The 17,434-nt window shown below is 68.5% G+C and carries 14 protein-coding genes; 8 read left to right on the plus strand and 6 right to left on the minus strand.

Going from position 1 to position 17,434, the window contains the following annotated elements:
- Positions 1-9 precede the first annotated feature (9 nt).
- Entirely contained in the window at positions 10-1,554 is a 1,545-nt protein-coding gene (locus ACWF0M_RS07945) for a cellulose binding domain-containing protein (protein ID WP_452234874.1), read from the plus strand.
- 35 nt (positions 1,555-1,589) lie between these two features.
- Here ACWF0M_RS07945 and ACWF0M_RS07950 read toward each other — a convergent pair whose 3' ends face one another.
- Together ACWF0M_RS07950 and ACWF0M_RS07955 are read right to left on the minus strand one after the other, a co-directional pair.
- Positions 1,590-2,372, minus strand: a complete 783-nt coding sequence (locus ACWF0M_RS07950; protein WP_452234875.1) for a hypothetical protein — start codon at positions 2,370-2,372, stop codon at positions 1,590-1,592.
- Positions 2,373-2,460: 88 nt separating this feature from the next.
- Positions 2,461-3,348 carry a LysR family transcriptional regulator gene (locus ACWF0M_RS07955; RefSeq protein WP_452234876.1) on the minus strand — a complete coding sequence of 296 codons (888 nt, stop codon included), beginning with the start codon at positions 3,346-3,348 and terminating at the stop codon, positions 2,461-2,463.
- Positions 3,349-3,419: 71 nt separating this feature from the next.
- Here ACWF0M_RS07955 and ACWF0M_RS07960 point away from each other — a divergent pair, with 71 nt between their 5' ends.
- Both ACWF0M_RS07960 and ACWF0M_RS07965 read left to right on the plus strand, forming a co-directional pair.
- Complete coding sequence (locus tag ACWF0M_RS07960) at positions 3,420-4,631, plus strand: MFS transporter (RefSeq protein WP_452234877.1); 1,212 nt, start codon at positions 3,420-3,422, stop codon at positions 4,629-4,631.
- 4 nt (positions 4,632-4,635) lie between these two features.
- The gene (locus ACWF0M_RS07965; RefSeq protein WP_452234878.1) at positions 4,636-5,085 is read left to right on the plus strand and encodes an aminoacyl-tRNA deacylase; all 450 of its coding nucleotides are present in this window, start codon (positions 4,636-4,638) and stop codon (positions 5,083-5,085) included.
- On the opposite strand, the gene ACWF0M_RS07970 is transcribed toward ACWF0M_RS07965, so the two are convergent.
- Together ACWF0M_RS07970 and ACWF0M_RS07975 are read right to left on the minus strand one after the other, a co-directional pair.
- Positions 5,082-5,984, minus strand: coding sequence for a helix-turn-helix domain-containing protein (locus ACWF0M_RS07970; RefSeq protein WP_452234879.1), 903 nt, complete (start codon positions 5,982-5,984; stop codon positions 5,082-5,084). The genes ACWF0M_RS07965 and ACWF0M_RS07970 overlap by 4 nt on opposite strands.
- Before the next feature lie 2 nt (positions 5,985-5,986).
- Entirely contained in the window at positions 5,987-7,657 is a 1,671-nt protein-coding gene (locus ACWF0M_RS07975; protein WP_452234880.1) for a chitinase, read from the minus strand.
- 415 nt (positions 7,658-8,072) lie between these two features.
- Here ACWF0M_RS07975 and ACWF0M_RS07980 point away from each other — a divergent pair, with 415 nt between their 5' ends.
- A complete protein-coding gene (locus ACWF0M_RS07980) occupies positions 8,073-8,870 on the plus strand; it encodes an HAD family hydrolase (protein ID WP_452234881.1) in 798 nt (265 codons plus the stop codon).
- Between the two features lie 281 nt (positions 8,871-9,151).
- Here the strand turns inward: ACWF0M_RS07980 and ACWF0M_RS07985 are convergent, their stop codons facing one another.
- Positions 9,152-9,925 (minus strand): Fic family protein, encoded by a 774-nt coding sequence (locus ACWF0M_RS07985; RefSeq protein ID WP_452234882.1) that lies wholly within the window; start codon positions 9,923-9,925, stop codon positions 9,152-9,154.
- Between the two features lie 24 nt (positions 9,926-9,949).
- Between ACWF0M_RS07985 and ACWF0M_RS07990 the strand changes: the two genes are divergently transcribed.
- The 4 genes from ACWF0M_RS07990 to ACWF0M_RS08005 all read left to right on the plus strand — a co-directional run bounded on the left by ACWF0M_RS07990 (position 9,950) and on the right by ACWF0M_RS08005 (position 15,882).
- On the plus strand, positions 9,950-12,019 hold the full coding sequence (locus ACWF0M_RS07990; RefSeq protein ID WP_452234883.1) for a bifunctional glycosyltransferase/CDP-glycerol:glycerophosphate glycerophosphotransferase: 2,070 nt from the start codon (positions 9,950-9,952) through the stop codon (positions 12,017-12,019).
- Between the two features lie 118 nt (positions 12,020-12,137).
- Positions 12,138-13,814, plus strand: a complete 1,677-nt coding sequence (gene argS / locus ACWF0M_RS07995) for an arginine--tRNA ligase (RefSeq protein ID WP_452234884.1) — start codon at positions 12,138-12,140, stop codon at positions 13,812-13,814.
- Between the two features lie 15 nt (positions 13,815-13,829).
- Positions 13,830-14,861 (plus strand): alpha/beta hydrolase-fold protein, encoded by a 1,032-nt coding sequence (locus tag ACWF0M_RS08000; RefSeq protein ID WP_452234885.1) that lies wholly within the window; start codon positions 13,830-13,832, stop codon positions 14,859-14,861.
- Positions 14,862-14,901: 40 nt separating this feature from the next.
- Positions 14,902-15,882: a GNAT family N-acetyltransferase gene (locus ACWF0M_RS08005; RefSeq protein WP_452234886.1), complete on the plus strand. Its 981-nt coding sequence runs from the start codon at positions 14,902-14,904 to the stop codon at positions 15,880-15,882.
- Here ACWF0M_RS08005 and ACWF0M_RS08010 read toward each other — a convergent pair.
- Positions 15,871-17,346 carry an MFS transporter gene (locus tag ACWF0M_RS08010; RefSeq protein WP_452234887.1) on the minus strand — a complete coding sequence of 492 codons (1,476 nt, stop codon included), beginning with the start codon at positions 17,344-17,346 and terminating at the stop codon, positions 15,871-15,873. The two genes, ACWF0M_RS08005 and ACWF0M_RS08010, sit on opposite strands and share 12 nt — an antisense overlap.
- Positions 17,347-17,434: the final 88 nt, after the last annotated feature.

A 17,434-nucleotide genomic window follows, 5' to 3' on the forward strand; every position in this document is an offset into this window, starting at 1 on the left:
GATCGGAGCATGATGAAACGCATTTCCGTAGCGCTAGCGGCCGTCGCGGCCGTAGTTGTCGCCTTGCTGACCGCACAGGCAGCAAGCGCGGCAGGTGTCACCGCCAGCTTCACCAAAGTGTCCGACTGGGGTACTGGCTTCGAGGGCAAGGTGACCGTCACCAACGGCACCACGAGCTCTCTCAGCACCTGGTCGGTCGCGCTGGACTTCCCGTCCGGCTACACCGTCAGCACTGCGTGGGACGCCACCCACACCAGCAGCGGACAGACGCACACGTTCACACCGCCGAGCTGGGCCGGTCCATTGGCTCCTGGCGCGACTGTCACGTTCGGCTTCAACGGCAGCCCGGGTAACTTCCCCGGCCTCGCCGCATGCCGCTTGAACGGCGGCTCGTGCTCAGGTGGCGGTGGCGGCACCGTCCCCGGTGCACCCACAGGTCTGTCCGGTACGGCGTCCGGTACGTCGGTGAACCTGAACTGGTCCGCTGCGTCCGGAGCCACCAGCTACAACGTGTACCGCAACGGCACGAAGGTCGGTTCGCCGACGGGCACGTCGTACACGGACTCTGGTCTCAGCGCGAACACCTCTTACAGCTACCAGGTCAGCGCATCCAACAGCGCTGGTGAAGGTGCGAAGAGCAGCAGCGTCTCGGTCACGACCGGTACCGGTGGCGGGAACACAGGCACCAAGCAGGCCGCGCCGTACCTCTACATGGGCTGGGGCGACCCGCCGAACCCGGCCACCGTCATGAACGCGACCGGGATCAAGTGGTTCACCATGGCGTTCATCCTGTCGTCCGGTGGCTGCAACCCGGCCTGGGACGGCAGCCGACCGCTGCAGGGCAGCGCCGACGCGACCGCGATCTCGCAGATTCGTGCGGCCGGCGGCGACCTCGTGCCGTCGTTCGGCGGCTGGAGCGGCAACAAGCTCGGCCCGAACTGCAGCACTCCCGAGGCGCTGGCCGGCGCGTACCAGCAGGTCATCAACGCCTACGGCCTGAAGGCGATCGACATCGACATCGAGAACTCCGACGAGTTCGAGAACGAGGCCGTCCAGGACCGCATCCTGAACGCGCTGAAGATCGTCAAGCAGAGCAATCCGGGGATCCAGACCATCGTCACGTTCGGTACGTCGACGACCGGTCCGACGTACTACGGCAACCGGCTGATCGACCGCTCGAAGGAACTCGGCGCGAACATCGACGTGTTCACGCTGATGCCGTTCGACTTCGGCAGCTCGAACATCTACAACGACACGGTCGGCGCGTCCCAGGGCCTGAACAACAAGCTGAAGGCCACCTTCGGCTGGTCCACCGCGGAGGCGTATGCGCACCAGGGCATCTCCGGCATGAACGGTCTGTCCGACCAGCAGGAGCTGACCTCGACCGCGACCTGGCAGAACATCACAAACTGGGCGAAGAGCAACGGGCTCAGCCGGCTGGCGTTCTGGTCGGTCAACCGTGACCGCGGCTGTGCCGGCGGCGGCGTGGTGTCCAACTGCAGTGGCATCGCCCAGGGCGACTGGGACTTCACCCGCATCACCGCGGGCTTCTGAAGCAGGTACGGCTGGGTGCGGCGTCAGAGCCGCACTCAGCCGGCCTTGATCGCTTCGATGATCAGGCCGTTGCGGGCGTTCTGCCCGAGCGGGACCGACGGGTGCAGGCCGTCGCGCAGCAGGCGGGCCAGGCGGTTGGGGCTGGAGGCCAGATGCTCGGCCCAGTGCACGATCCGCAGGTTGTCGTAGCGGCGCTGGGCGTCGGCGAGCTGTAGGTTGATCCAGGCGCTGTTGCGCTGGTCCGCGACCTTGATGTCGGGGCCGTGCCCGGTGCGGGCCGCCTGCACGTTGACCCAGTAGACGATCCGCTCCTCGCCGACGATCCGCATGGTCCGATCGACTTGGGCCTCGACGGCCGGTGGCGTGAAGATGTCGTTGGACCCGACCGACATCAGGATCCGGTGCGGCAGGCCGTACTGCTGCGCCCAGAGGTCGAGCGCGTCGACCGCGGGGGTCACCGGCCGCCCGGCCCAGTTGTGTACGGCGATGCTGATCCCGAGCTGGGTCAGCTGCCTGGCGAGCGCCGGTCCGTCCTGGACGCCGATGCTGTCGCCGAACATGAAGACGCCGTCGGTCTCCCGGGTCCTGCGGATCTGCCCCTCGTTCGAGATCGCGCGCGCCTGGCGCTCCCAGGCGCCGAGCACGCCCGATCCGTAGGCGCCGAGCGAGAGCAGTCCGCCGGCGGTGTCGAGGGTGGCCTGCGGGGAACCTGGGACTGCCTCCGCCGCGGTGGCGGCTACCGTCGACGCAGCAGCCGCGATCCCGGCCGCGAACAGCAGCCGGCGACTCGGCCGGAACGAACCCAGACGCTTCCCCACGCAGGCAAGGGTGCGGGGGAAAGCCCTGTCTGTGCAAGTCGACACCGCGAAATTGGGACGAACGCTACGGAAGTCGCTGCCAATGCGGTCAGCTGGTCGTCACCGGGCGCGATCGGACGAACGTCCGGAACCGCTCGGCCGCGGGCGTCAGCGGCATACTCAGCCGCCACGCCATACCGATCTCCCGACGGGCCCGTACGCCGGCCAACGGGACGGACACCGCGCCGCTGTCGTTCCCGCGGACCGCACCGGCCGGCAGGATCGCCACACCGAGGCCCGCTCCGACCAGGCTGTCGATCGTCGCGAGGTCGGTCGCCTCGAACGCCAGCCGCGGGCTGAACCCCGCCTCCTCGCACAGGCGGTCAGTCACCCGCCGGAAGCCGAACCCGGGCTGCAGACCGACGAACGCCTCGTCGCGGGCCGCCTCCAGTTCGACCCGGCGTCGGGACGCCAGCGCGTGGCCGGGCGGCACGTGCAGATACAGCCGCTGCCGCTCGAGCAGGTGCCAGCCGAAGCGTGCGGGGTCCGGACGGGGCGCGATGATCGCGATCTCGGCCTCGCCGCTCTCCAGGTCCTGGACGATGTCGTGCGCCGGCTCCTGCCGCAGCGCGAACCCGATGTTCGGCGCCACCGCGCGGAAGGCCTTGAGCAGGTCCGGCATCAGGCTGGTCGCGACCGAGTGCAGGAACGCGAGCCGTACCGTGCCGGACTCCGGGTCGAGCAACGCGTCGATCCGCCGCTTCGCCGTGTCCACCGCCGCCGTCCCCGCCCGTGCCGCGTCCAGCACCAGGCGGCCATACGGATTCAGCCGTACGCCGCGACGCTCCCGCTCGAACAACGGCACCCCGAACGCCCGCTCGACCCGCTGCAGCGACCGGGACAGATTCGGCTGACTCGTACCCAGCGCGGCAGCCGCCTCGGTGAGGTGCTCGGTCTCCGCAAGCACGACGAACCACCGCAGATCCTCGACATGCATGCTGAAACCGTATCAATCTCTGCTGATATCAACATTTTACGTATCGCAAATCCCGTGCGACCGTCGAAGACATGCACCAGTCCGTCGCCCGCCAGACCGGGTACCTGCCCGGCGATCCGGAGTACCGCAAGCTGTCCGTCGCACTGTTCGCGGCGGGGCTGGCGACGTTCGCACTGCTCTACAGCACGCAGCCGCTGCTGCCCGAGCTGGTCGACGCCTTCCACGTCTCGCCCAGCCAGAGCGCGTTCAGCGTGTCGTTCGCGACCTTCGGGCTCGGTCTGGCGTTGCTGATCGCCGGTCCGGCGTCCGAGGTGCTCGGCCGGACCAATCTGATGCGCTGGTCGGTCGCTGCGACGTCGGTGTTCGCGCTGCTGAGTGCGTTCGCGCCGACGTGGCACCTGCTGCTCGCGCTGCGCGGTCTGCAAGGGATCGCGATGGCCGGGCTCCCGGCGGTCGCTATGGCGTATCTACGCGAAGAGGTGCACCACGACAGCCACGCCCGCGCCAGCGGCCTCTACATCGCGGGTACGGCGGTTGGCGGTATGGCGGGACGCCTCATCGCAGGCGGGTTGTCGGACGTCGGCGGGTGGCGGTTCGCGACCGGCGGGATCGCCGTCGTCGGCGTACTGTGCGCGGCCGTTGTCTGGCTGCTGCTGCCTGCGTCGCGGAACTTCCACCCCAGCCCTGCGCGACCACATGACCTCTTCCGCGTACTGCGAGACCCGGCGCTGCTCGCGCTGTACGGGATCGCTGCGACTGCGGTCGGCGCGTTCGTGGCTGTCTACAACGGGGCAGTCTTCCGGCTGTCCGGTTCGCCGTACGAGCTGAGCGCCGGTGCGGCCGGACTGGTCTTCTGTGTCTATCTCCTCGGGTCAGTCGGGTCTGCTACGGCTGGGACGCTGGCGGATCGGTACGGGCGGCGGGCCGTGGTGCCGGTCGGGTGCCTGATCACGCTGGCCGGTGTGGCGATCACTCTGGCGGCTCCGCTGCCGCTGATCGTGCTGGGGCTGGCTGTGATGACCACCGGCTTCTTTGCGGTGCACGGGGTCGCCAGCGGCTGGGTACCGGCCCGGGCGCACGCAAGCGGGGTCGGAACCGGCCAGGCGTCGAGCATGTACCTCTTCTCGTTCTACCTGGGGTCCTCGGTGTTCGGGGGCCTTGCAGGTACGGCGTGGAGCCGCGCGGGCTGGACTGGAGTGGCGGCCGAGGCCGGAGCGCTGTTCCTCGTGACCCTGGTGCTCGCGCTGCTGCTGAGGAACGTTCCGAGCCGGGTGCGAAACTAGGCGAGTGACCAAAGCGACCGATGCGGCTGATCAGTTGGGGCTCACCTACGAGGTGACCAGGCATGGCCGGGCGAACTCGCTGGAGGAGGCCGCGGCGGCACGCGGTATCGAGCCGGCGCGGCTGATCAAGACGATCGTGGTGCGGCTGTCCGACGACGACTACCGGTTCGTACTGGTGCCGGGTGACCGCGAGATCGCGTGGCCGAAGCTGCGGGCGCTGCTCGGCGTGAACCGGATCTCGATGCCGGACAAGGACACTGCGTTCGACGTCACCGGATACGTCCGCGGGACGATCACGCCGCTCGGGAGCACGCGCGACTGGCCGGTGATCGCGGACGAGCGGATCACCGGCACCATCTCGATCGGAGGTGGTGACCACGGCGTCGGGATCACTGTCGACGCCGGGGCCCTCACCAAAGCTCTGAATGCCACGGTTGCTGACGTCACCGACTAGACAAGCAGCCCCTGTTGTCCGGCGCGGAGGCCGGCTTGGAAGCGGGTGGTGGCGTCCAGGGCTTTAAGGATGCGTTGCATTCGGCGTTCGACGGTTCGTTGGGCGACGCCCAGGCGGCGGGCGATGGCTTGGTCTGTCAGCCCGGCGGCGGCCAGCGACAAGAGCTGCTGGTCGTCCGACGTGAGTGGGCCGTCGGAGACCGATGGGGTCAGTGGGCTGGCCTGTCGCCACAGCAGGTCGAACAGACGGAGTAGGGCGTCCAGGAGACTCGACGGTCCTAGCTCGACGACGACGTCCGGCCCGGTCGGGAGGAGCGCGGTGCGGCGGTCGACGACCATCAGCTTGAGCGGTACGTCGCGCAGCATCCGGCAGCAGCCCGACGATCGGGCAGCGACCAGATCGCCAGGCTCGGACAGCGACGCCATGTCGTAGATCGTGCGGTAGGTCACCCCGTGAGCGGCGAATACGGCGTACGGCAACCGGTCCAGCACGAGTACTTCGTCCCGCGCGCACTGCTGTGCCTGGTAGAACCGCTGGGCGATCGCCTCGGCACCACGGATGACCGTGAACGCGTCCGGCTTCCTGAACTCGGCCGTCAGCGCCGCAGCACCCAGGCGGGCCTCCACGATCGCCGCCTGCTTCCGCAGCGCGAGTAGCTCGACCGCAGCCTCCGGTACGGCGGGCACGTAGCGGGCGGGCCGGCCTGGCGTCCGGGACGCCAGGCCGAGGGACAGTAGGGACCTGAGGTGGCGGCCGACGCGATTGGCCGGCCACTCCACTGACAAAGCCAGAGAGGTCGCTGTGGACTCCGGGCGGGCCAGAAGCGCCCGGTAGAGCTGCTCGTCCTCCGAGCAGACACCGAGCGCCTCCAGCAGGGGAGCCGGTCGATAGCTGTGCATGATCAGGGCAGGGCGTGCACGTGGCCGCCGACCTGGGTCGCGAACTGGTTGCCGTTCGAGGCGTCCCAGTTGGTCGACCAGGTCATCGCACCGCGCAGCGACGGCCACGGAGAGCTCGGCTTGTAGTTGCCGCACCCGGTGCCCTTGGTCAGGCAGTCCAGCGCATTGTTGACGACCGACGGCGCGACGTACCCGCTTCCGGCCGCGCTCGACGATGCCGGGAGGCCGAGTCCGACCTGGTCGGGACGCAGGCCGCCCTGCAGCATGATGCAGGCCTGGGCGGTGATGAAGTCGACCGAGCCCTGCGAGTACACCTGGCCGTCGCAGCCGTTCATGGATCCCGAGTTGTAGTACTGCACGTTGACGATGGTCAGGATGTCCTTGATCGCCAGCGCGAGCTTGAAGTACTCGAACGACGTGCTCTGCATGTCGATCGTCTGCGGCGCCATGGTGATCACCAGCCCGCTGCCGAACTGGCTCTGCAGGCTGCGCAGCGCCTGACCCATGTACTGCGCGTTGACTCCGTTCTCCAGGTCGATGTCGATCCCGTCGAAGCCGTACGAGCGCAGCACCGAGAGAGCGCTCGACGCGAAGTTGGCCGCCGCTGTCGGGTCGGCGACCGAGACAGTGCCGTTCTGACCGCCGACGGACAGGATGACTTTCTTGCCGGCCGCCTGCTTCGCCGCGATGTCCGCCTTGAACTGCGCGACCGTGTACCCACCGAGTCCGGCGCTGTCCAGGTTGAACGTGATGCCGCCCGGCTTCGACGCGTCGGCGTCCGCGAACGCCACCGCGATCAGGTCGTACGCCGCCGGCACGTCGGAGATCTTCTGCACCGTCGCACCGTTGTTGAAGTTCTGCCAGTACCCGGTGAGCACATGAGCAGGCAGCGCGGCCGGCGGGTTGGTGCCGCCGTCGGAGGTGGTGCCTGACACGGTTGCGCCGTACGGCGAGCAGTTGCCGCTCGGATCACACGCCCGAACCTTGAACGTGTACGTCGTCGCAGCCGAGAGACCCGTAGCGGTCCAGCTGGTCACGTTGCCGACGCTCTGCGCGGCTCCGGTCCCCCGGACGACATCGTAGTGGTCGATGCCGTTCGCGTCGGACGCGGCGGACCAAGTCAGCTGCAGCGAGCTCGAGGTCGGGCTGCCGACCGCCAGACCACCCGGGGTCGACGGCGGCGTGGTGTCCTGCGTCCCGCCAGGTCCGTCCAGTACGACGTCATCGGCCTGGTACGCCGGGAGCGCGTACCAACTGTGCACGTAGATCGTCACCGAAGTACCGGTGGAGGTGAACGGGACGGTCAACTGGCTCCAGCCGGAACTGGTCGTCCACGTCGACGGACCACCGTCCACACCGAGGTAGACGTTCGATCCCTTCACCCAGGCCGACAGCGTGTACGCCGTATTGGGCTGGACCGCTATCGACTGGGAGCACTTCGCGATGTCATTGCCGCTCGGCGTCGCCGACAGGGCGTACGAACCGGAGTGCGGCGCGGACGTCGTGACGCCGCCGGCCGGACAGGACCAGCCGGAGAGCGTGCCGGACTCGAAGCCGGCGTTCGTGACGAGATTGGTGGCCGCGGAGGCCGAACCGGGGACCAGGAAGGCCATGACAACGGCGAGCAGGCTGATGACGACCGCTGCCTGGGGGCGGTGTGCAGGCGGTTTCATGCTCTACAAAGTGTGACCAGGCAATTACATTGTCAAGACCCTGCATAAAGTGGGAACGCTCTCACGCGCAGAAAGCGAGAATCTTTACGCTGACTTGGCTGAACGGAGAAAGGCGACGGCCCCCGGCGGGGGGGTGACCGGGGGCCGTCTTCGGCCACGGGCTCGGGGGGAGGAGCCGGGGGCCGTTCAGGAGGCGACAGTCTGCCACTGTCAGGGGGTTTGTACCCCCCGAGGTCGGGCTTCACACATCTCAGTTCGATTTCAACCGAATCGGTGTTGCCCAGGCGCTGGTCCCGCCCGACAGGGCGTTCACAGCCAGTGTCACTGTCACACTGCTCATCAGTCTAACGGGATACCGGCCCACGCAAAAGCCCGGGTCCCCCCGCGTTTCTCCCGACTGCCTATCCTCGACTGCATGGCGCATCCTGGGACGGCTCGATCGGCGGCCTTTTTCGATCTGGACAAGACCATTCTGGCGCGCTCGAGCACGCTGGCGTTCTCGCGGCCGTTCTACGCCGGCGGCCTGATCAACCGCCGGACCGTACTGCGCAGCGCCTACGCCCAGTTCGTCTACCTGCTCGGCGGCGCGGACCACGACCAGATGGAGCGGATGCGGGAGTACATCTCCGCGATGTGCGCCGGCTGGGACGTCGCGACGGTGCAGGCGATCGTCGCCGACACCCTTGAGCACATCGTCCGCCCGATGATCCACACCGAGGCGGTGGAGCTGATCGCGCAGCACCACGCGGCCGGCCGGGACGTGGTGATCGTGTCGTCGTCCGGCGCCGAGGTGGTGGAGCCGATCGGCGAGATGCTCGGTGCCGACCGGGTGATCGCCACCCGGATGGTCGTTGCCGACGGCAAGTACACCGGCGAGATCGCCGAATACGCTTACGGCCCGTACAAAGTGACCGCGATGGAGGCCCTGGCCGCGACCGAGGGCTACGACCTCGCGACCTCCTACGGGTACTCGGACTCGATCACCGACGAGCCGCTGCTGGCCGCCGTCGGGCACCCGCACGCGGTCAACCCGGACAAGGCGTTGCGCCGGCTCGCGGTCGAGCGCGGCTGGCCCGTCCTGGAGTTCGCGGAGCCCGGCGAGCAGCCCCGATTCCCCGCCGTACGACGGCCCGCGCTGGCCGCCGGTCTGGTCGCGGCGATCGCCGCCGGAGCCCTGCTGCTGGCCTCCCGCCGGCGATCCCGCACCAGCTGAAAGCTGAAGGTAGCTTCATTGTTCTCAACTCCATGAAGACGCCGCATCCCCTTCCCAGAAAGGGGTTTCAGGAGTACAAAGGAAGCACAAAGGATCTCCGGATCCGGTAGAGATTGCACGGCACCCCGGCACCCACGCGGCGACCAGCCCATCCCAAACGGGCAGCGCGACCCAGGCCCAGTCCTGTGGCGGCAAACAGGTGCACGCATGGTAACCAGGGCAACGTGCCAGCGACGGCGTTCTCACTCGAGAGCGCCGTTCGCACGTTCACGCAAGGGGCGTCAGGGAGCCAGCGGCGACAGCTCGGCACCTTTTGTCACCGCCTCGCAGGACCGCAGCAACCAATCACGAACCCCGGTCAATCCTTGCGCTGTGTAGTCGGTGAGACCCGAAGCATAGGTCGCCCGCAACACATAGTGACCACCCTCCGGCACCGTGACCGCCACCGGGTCGATGCCTCGGGCAACCAACAGCAGTCGCTCGGCGGCCCGGGCAACCAGTCCGTTGGCCGCCGGGAAGGGCCGCAGTACGGCGAGCTCGGCGTGCACGATCGCCGCGACGACGAGACCGGGCGCCTTGGTCGGCCTGGTCAGGTTCTGCGCGAGAGCGCTCAACCGCTCCCACATCTCGTCGGCACCCGGCGCCGGCGGCAACCCCGGGATGTCGTCCGGCACGGGTTCCGCACCGGTTCGGAGATGGCCCAGCTGGTCTTCTCCGACCAGATCGGCCGCGGCCAACTGGTGCAGTCTGGTCCAGACCTGCACCGGGGCCTTGTCCACCTGTGGCGCGAGCATCATCAGCTCACTGGTCATCCGGACCGCGCCGGAGGCCAGTCCGTCGGCGGAACCCCGGCGTACGTCGTCCGGCGTGGAGGTGCTGCCGGCCAGCGCCGCGGAGGCGTGCGCGCCGCGCAGCAGGGCCTCGGCGGTCATGTCCGAACCGACCCGGCGCAGACCGCGATCCCGGAGCAGTACGTCGACCGCGTCCCGGGCCGCGCGCGCCGCCGAACCGACCCCCTCCAGACCGGCCAGTGGCTCGAACACATCAGTACTCATAGCTGCACCCTAGGATGACTAGGCATGGCGCTCGGCACCGTCCCCAGGTTCAGCATCGTGGTCCCCTGCCATGCCTCGCGGGCCTGGCTGCGGCCGTGCCTGGACTCGGTGCTCGGGCAGTCGTTCACCGACTTCGAGGTGATCGGGGTGGACGACGCGGATCCGGACGGCTCCGGCCGGATCCTGGACGAGTACGCCGCCGCGGACGCGCGGGTCCGGGCGCTGCACCTGGACGAGAACGTCGGCCTCGGACTGGCCCGCAACGCCGGGCTGAAAGAGTGCCGCGGCGAGTACGTGCTGTTCCTGGACGCCGACGACACCTACTCGCCGGGATCCCTGGCGGCGATCTCCAAGCGGATCGACGACACCAGCAAGCCGGACATCGTGCTGTTCGACTACGAGCGAGTTTTCTGGGACGGCCGGGTGATGGGCAGCCAGCGGCACGACGCTCTCGCGCGCGAGGGCGCCGGGGTGTTCACGGCGGCCGAGCGGCCGATCTTCCTGACCTTCCTCGAGGTTGTCTGGAACAAGGCCTACCGCCGCCAGTTCCTCAACCGGCACGGCTTCGCGTTCACGAGCGGCTTCTACGAGGACGCGCCCTGGACCTACTCGACGATGCTGACCGCGGAGCGGATCGCCACCCTCGACCGGGTCGTCGTGCACTACCGGCAGCACCGGACCGGCGGCAACATCCACGCCACCAGCGGCCGCCGGCAGTGGGACATCTTCGACCAGTACGACCGGGTGCACGCGTTCATCCAGTCCGACCCGGAGCTGGCCGGCTGGCGCCGGTTCGCGTTCGATCGGTCGCTGGACCACATCATCGCCGTACTCGCCAAGCCCGAGCGGATCGACACCGACGACCGGGCCGAGTTCTTCCACGCGGCGCACGCCTTCGCCAAGCGCTGGAAGCCGGAGGGGTACGCCGCCGACCGGACCGCCCGCGGGTTCAAGCGCTGGCTGCTCATCCACGACGACTACGCGACCTACTCGACGCTCAAGCTGAGCGCGCGGATGCTGCAGGTCCCGAGTGCGGGCAGGACGGTCGGCAAGCTGCTGCGGCGCGGCAAGCTCGACCCGAACCTGGTCGCCTACGCCGCCTACTGGTTCAAGCAGTACGCCTGCAACCCGCGCGCGATCTACGAGAAGGCGGCCGAGTTGGCGCCGCACCTGCGCGGGGTCTGGGTCGTCGACAACGAGCACATCGGCGCGATCCCGGAGGGCGTCGAGTACGTCGTCGCGGACTCCCCGGCGTACGAGAAGCTGCTCGGCAAGGCGACGTACTTCGTCAGCAACATGAACTGGCCGAAGAACCTGGACAAGCGCGAGGGACAGATCCACCTGCAGACCCAGCACGGTACGCCGCTGAAGACCGTGACGTTGGCGGACGAGGGCATGGACGAGGTGATGCGCGAGGTCGACCGCTGGGACTTCAACCTCTCCTCGAGCAGGTACTCGTCGGAGATCTGGGAGCGCACCTATCCGGCGTACTTCGAGGAGCTCGAGTACGGGTACCCGCGCAACGACCGCCTGCTGACGGCGACGCTCGACGAGGTCCGGGCGATCCGGGCCGGCTTCGGGTACGACGACTCGCACCTGGTGATCCTCTACGCGCCGACGGTCCCCGACCGGGTCGACCTGCGCCAACTGGCGGCCGCGGCGGGCGAGCACGCACGCGTCCTGGTCGCGTCGGAGCATCCGCGGATCGAGGACCTGATGCTCGCGGCCGACGTACTGATCTCCGACTACTCGTCGGTCATCTTCGACTATGCCAACCTCGACCGGCCGATCCTGCTGCACCTGGACGAGAGCAGCCGGTGTGGCACGTACTTCGATGTCGCCGAGTTCCCGCCCGGCGTGGTGGCGCGGTCCGCCGAGGAGCTGTACGCCGCGCTCCGGAACGGCACGTTCGCGGCGCCCGAGGCAGCCAAGCACCGGCACCTGTACCGGGAGAAGTTCTGCGAGTTCGACGACGGGCGCGCGGCGGAACGCGTCGTACGGCGGGTGTTCCTGGGCGAGACCGACGTACCGGCGATCGTGCCGCCGGCCGATCGGTCACCGGCACCGTCGGCGTACTTCGTGCATAATGGCTGACATGTCGATCAGCCTGAAGACTGTCCACGCCCGGCGCGTGCGCTTCAGCCTGCGACGACGACGCACTGTCTGAACACCTCAGCCTGTTCCAGTCGCGTCTGTATCAAAGGACCACGTCATGTCCGCAGTTCTGCCTGTCCTGTCCACCAGACTGTCCGCTGCCGCCGCGGCCGCGTTCGGTACGTCGTACGATCCCGAGCTGCGGTCGAGCACCAAGCCCGAGTTCGGCCACTACCAGAGCAATCTCGCGCTCCGGATCGGCAACGCCCTCGGCCTGCCGCCGCGGGAGGTTGCCGCGCGCCTGGTCGGCGCTCTGCAGCTCGAGGATCTCTGCGAGAAGCCGTCCATCGCCGGACCTGGGTTCATCAACCTGACGCTGCTGCCATCCACACTCGCCAAGGCGGTCAACGAGCCGGAATCCTTTACCGGCAACGGTCAACGGGTCGTCGTCGACTACTCGCAGCCCAACGTCGCGAAGCAGATGCACGTCGGCCATCTGCGGTCGACGGTGATCGGCGACGCGTTGTGCAACGTGCTCGAGTTCGCCGGGTACGACGTGGTCCGGCAGAACCATGTCGGCGACTGGGGCACGCAGTACGGGATGATGATCGAGCAGCTGCTCGAGGAAGGGATCGCCGCGGAATCCCTTGATCTGAAGGGATTGCAGCATCTTTACGAGCGGAGCCGGAAGCACTTCGATGCTGACGGCACCTTTGCCGACACAGCGCGGCTGCGGGTCGTCGCGTTGCAGTCGGGCGATCCGGAGACGCGGGCGATGTGGCGGCACATGGTCGACGTGTCGCTGGACGACTTCGACAAGGTGTACGCGTTGCTCGGATCGGCGCTGACCAGACAAGACGTGGTCGGCGAGAGCGCGTACAACGACGACCTGCCCCGAGTAGTGGCGGAGTTGGACGGCTTGCTGACCGAGTCCGACGGCGCGATGTGCGCGTTCCTCCCGGGATTCCTCGGCCGCGACGGCGATCCGCTGCCGGTGATCGTGCGGAAGTCCGACGGCGGCTTCGGTTACAGCGCGACCGACCTGGCCGCCGTACGGCATCGGGTGGGCACGTTGCACGCGGACCGGATCGTGTACGTCGTGGACCACCGGCAAGCGCTGCACTTCGACATGATCTTCACGCTCGCGCGGACCGCGGGCTGGCTGCCGGAGACCGTGCCGGCGGAACACGTTTCCTTCGGCACCGTACTCGGGCCGAACGGAAAGCCCTTCAAAACAAGGGAAGGCGGCACCATCAAGCTCGTCGACCTGCTGGAGAGCGCGGTCGCCCGCGCCGACGCGCTGCTGGCCGGGCGGGAGGGTGTCGACCGGGCCGCGACCGCACGGGCCGTGGGGATCGGCGCGGTCAAGTACGCAGACCTGTCGAGTGACCGGGGCAACGACTACGTGTTCGACCTGGACCGGATGGTCGCGATGACCGGCAACACCGGCCCGTACCTCCAGTACGCGCACGCCCGGCTCACGAGACTTCTCTCCAAGACCGACACAAGCAGCGAAGTCACGGAGCTGAACGACCCAGCAGAACAACGGCTGGCCCTCCTCCTCACGGGCTTCGCCGCCACCGTCCAACAGGTCGCCGAGACGCTCCAGCCGCACAGACTCTGCACCTACCTGTACGACGTCGCGTCCGCCCTCTCGACCTTCTACGAGCAGTGCCCGGTGCTGAGCAGTGACGGTGCGACCAGAGCAAGCCGGATTGCCCTCTGCGCCGCGACCCGGACGGTGTTGCAGGATGGACTCGGCCTGCTCGGGATCGAGGCCCCTGACGCGATGTGAGTGACTGGAGGACCCATGCTGCCGTGGTCGGCCGAGTTCAAAGGGCGCCTGGACCAGACGACGTACACCAGTGAGTTGCTCCGCGGGAACCCGCTGGGCGATCCGCACGAGCGGCCGGTGCTGGTGTACCTGCCGCCCGGGTACGACGACTCGGAGGACAGGTACCCGGCGATCTACGTGACGATGGGCTACACCGGCCACGTCGGCATGTGGTTCAACCGGGTCCCCTTCCGGCAGCCGTACCCGGAACTGCTGGACGCGATGTTCCAGGACGAGAGCGTGCCGCGGGCCGTCGTGGTGTTCGTCGACTCGTGGACGCGGTACGGCGGCAGCCAGTGCCTCGATTCCCCCGGGACCGGGCAGTACCAGTCGTACTTGTGCGACGAGATCGTGCCGTGGGTCGACGCGACGTACCGGACGATCCCCGACCGCGACCACCGTGCGGTGACCGGCAAGTCGAGCGGTGGCTACACCGCGATGGTGACGCCGCTGCTGCGGCCGGACGTGTTCGGTGCGCTCGCTACGCACGCCGGGGATGCGCTCTTCGACGTCTGCTACCGGCCGGAGTTCCCGGAGCGCGCGCGGACGCTGCGGGACAAGTACGACGGCAGCTACGAGAAGTACTTCGAGGTGCTCGCGACGAAGACCGGGCGGACCACCAGCGAGGACCTGCACCTGCTGGAGATGTACGGCTACGCGTCGGCGTACTCCGCTGAGGCCGACGGCACCGTACGACTGCCGTTCGACGACCTCGGCGCGATCGTCCCGGAGGTCTGGGCGCGCTGGCTGTCCCGCGACCCGGTCGAGATGGTGAAGGCGCCGCAGTACGCCGACGCGCTGCGATCGCTGCGTGCGGTGTGGATCGACGCGGGCAGGCAGGACGAGTACTACCTGGACCTCGGCGCCACCGCGTTCCACCGCGCCGCGCGGGAAGCCGGCCTCGCGGACGATCGGATCCACTTCGAGCTGTTCGAGGGCACGCACGGCGGCATCGAGTACCGCTACCCGATGGCGGTGCGCTGGCTGGCGGAGCAACTCACCCGGTAATTGGGGTGCTACTGACACGCCTACGCCGTACCTTCGACGCATGAATTGGCCGGACGGGATCAAGGCGCGCCCGATGGAGCAGGGCGACGTCGAGGCGTGGGCGGCGTTGAAGGCCGCCACGGAGAAGGTTGACCAGGAGGGCGAGAACTTCAGCGTGGAGGATCTCGCTGAACAGCTGGGCCGCCCGAACCTCGACCTACCTCGCAACAGTATCAGCGTGTGGGCCGACGACCGGATGATCGGCTACGGCACCGCTCACGTCTCGGTGTCCGTGGTGGACATCGACCGGGTGCAGGTCGGCGGCATCATCCACCCGGAGTGGCGTCGGCGCGGCCTGGGTACGTTGCTGATGCGCTGGTTGATCCAGCGCGCCGGCGAACTGCACGCCGCCACCCACCCGGACTTTCCCGGCCAGGTCGGCGCCGGAGCGGCCGGCAACAACATCAGCGCGACCAGCTTGCTGGACAGCCTGGGCTTCAAGGCCGAGCGGTTCTTCTTCGACATGCGGCGGCCGCTCGACCAGCCGGTGCCCGAGGCGACGGTCCCCGACGGACTGCGGCTGACGTCGTACGACCCGGCGTACGAGGAGGCACTGCGGCTGGCCCACTTCGAGGCGTTCTCCGACCACTGGGGATGGGCGCCGCCGGACCCGGAGCTCTGGCGGTCCCGGAACGTCCGATCGCGGGCGTTCCGCGGCGCGCAGTCGTACCTGGTGCTGGATGGCGACACCGTCGCGGCGTACGTCACCGGCTACGAGTGGGAGGCGGACACCGAGGCGACCGGCGTACGGCAGCTGTACATCGGCCAGGTCGGCACGCGGCGCGCGTACCGCGGCCGTGGGCTGGCCCGCGGAACCATCGCGAAGGTGCTGACCGAGGCCGCACAGGCCGGCTACCAGCGGGCTGCGCTCGGCGTCGACGCCGACAACCCGACCGGTGCGCTCGGCCTGTACGAGAACCTCGGTTTCACCACTCACAACAAGTTCACCAGCTACGCGCTGCCCATCCCGTCAGACGTGTGAGTCCGCGACGGCCGGGGCCTCGACCGGCTCCGGCGCGCTGCGGAACCACTTCCACGGCTGGACCGTGAGCACGATCATCGCCAGGCTCACCGCCGCGTAGACGAGGGCTCCGACGAACGCGGCGTGCACGCCGTCGACCAGCACCTCCCGGGGAATCGTCGACGTCGAGTTGCGGCTCGCCGTACCGAAGATCGTGACCAGGATGCCCAGGCCGAGCGCGCCGCCGACCTGCTGGACCACGTTCAGCATGCCGGACGCGGCCCCCGAGTCCTCCGGTGCGACCCCCGCGATGGCCCGGCCGACCAGCGGGATGAAGAGCATCCCGGCGCCCGCACCGAACAGCAGCAGCGGCCCGACCACGTCGTGCAGGTAGGTGCTGTGCGGACCCAGCTGCGTCAGCCAGACCGTGCCGAGCGTGACCAGCGTGGCCCCGGCGAGCAGCAGTTTGCCGCCGTCGATCCGGGCGACCAGCTTCGGCACGATCCGCGAGGCGGTGAACAGCAGACCGGTCATCGGCAGGAACGCCAGTCCGGCGGTGAGCGGGCTCAGCGCGAGCACGCCCTGCAGGTACTGCGTGAGGAAGAAGAACATCCCGAACATCGTCCCGACCACCAGCAGCATCGTCAGGTACGACGCTGAGCGCACCGGCGACCGGAACAGCCGCAGTGGAACGATCGGGTGGCTGACGCGGCGTTCGATGAGCACGAACGCGACCAGCAGCACGACACCGACCGCGAACGCCGCCAGCACCTCGGGCGAGGACCAGCCCTTCTCGGCGACCCTGATGAATCCGAACACCAGGGAGGTGATGCCGAGCGTCGAGGTGAGCGCACCGGCCACGTCGAAACGGCCCGTCTCCGGCTCGGTCTCGGTCAGTACCCGGCGAGCCGCGAAGACCAGCGCGATACCGATCGGGACGTTGACGAACAGACCCCAGCGCCAGGACACCCATTCGGTCAGCATGCCGCCGAGAACCAGGCCGACACTGCCACCACCGGAGGACACCAGGCTGTAGTAGCCGAGTGCCTTCATCCGCTCCGGACCTTCGCGGTACGTGAGCATGAGCAGGGTCAGAGCAGCCGGAGCCGCGATGGCACCGCCGATGCCCTGCAGGACGCGAGCAGCGAGCAGCAGCTCGGCGTTCGGTGCGAGCCCGCCGAGCAGCGAGGCGAGCGTGAAGACGGTGACACCGGTGATGAACACGCGGCGGCGGCCGAGCAGGTCGCCGGCGCGCGCACCGAGCAGGAGCAGGCCACCGAACGCGAGCGCGTAGGCGTTCTGCACCCACGACAGGCTGGACGGGCTGAAGTGCAGGGCCTGCTGGATGTGCGGCATCGCGATGTTCACCACGGTGCCGTCGAGAATGACCATCAACTGGGTGACCAGGATGACCGCGAGAACTACCCCCGGACGCCGGGCAGGCGCGCCGGAGCCGGCGCCTGGCGCCGTTGATGTTGCCGACATATTGCTCCTTACCCCTGAGGGGCTACAGTTGTGACAGGAAAAGCGGAGCGCTCCTCCGGATACAATACGGAGGCATCCTCCGCTTTGC

Source organism: Kribbella sp. NPDC055110 (assembly GCF_053607525.1).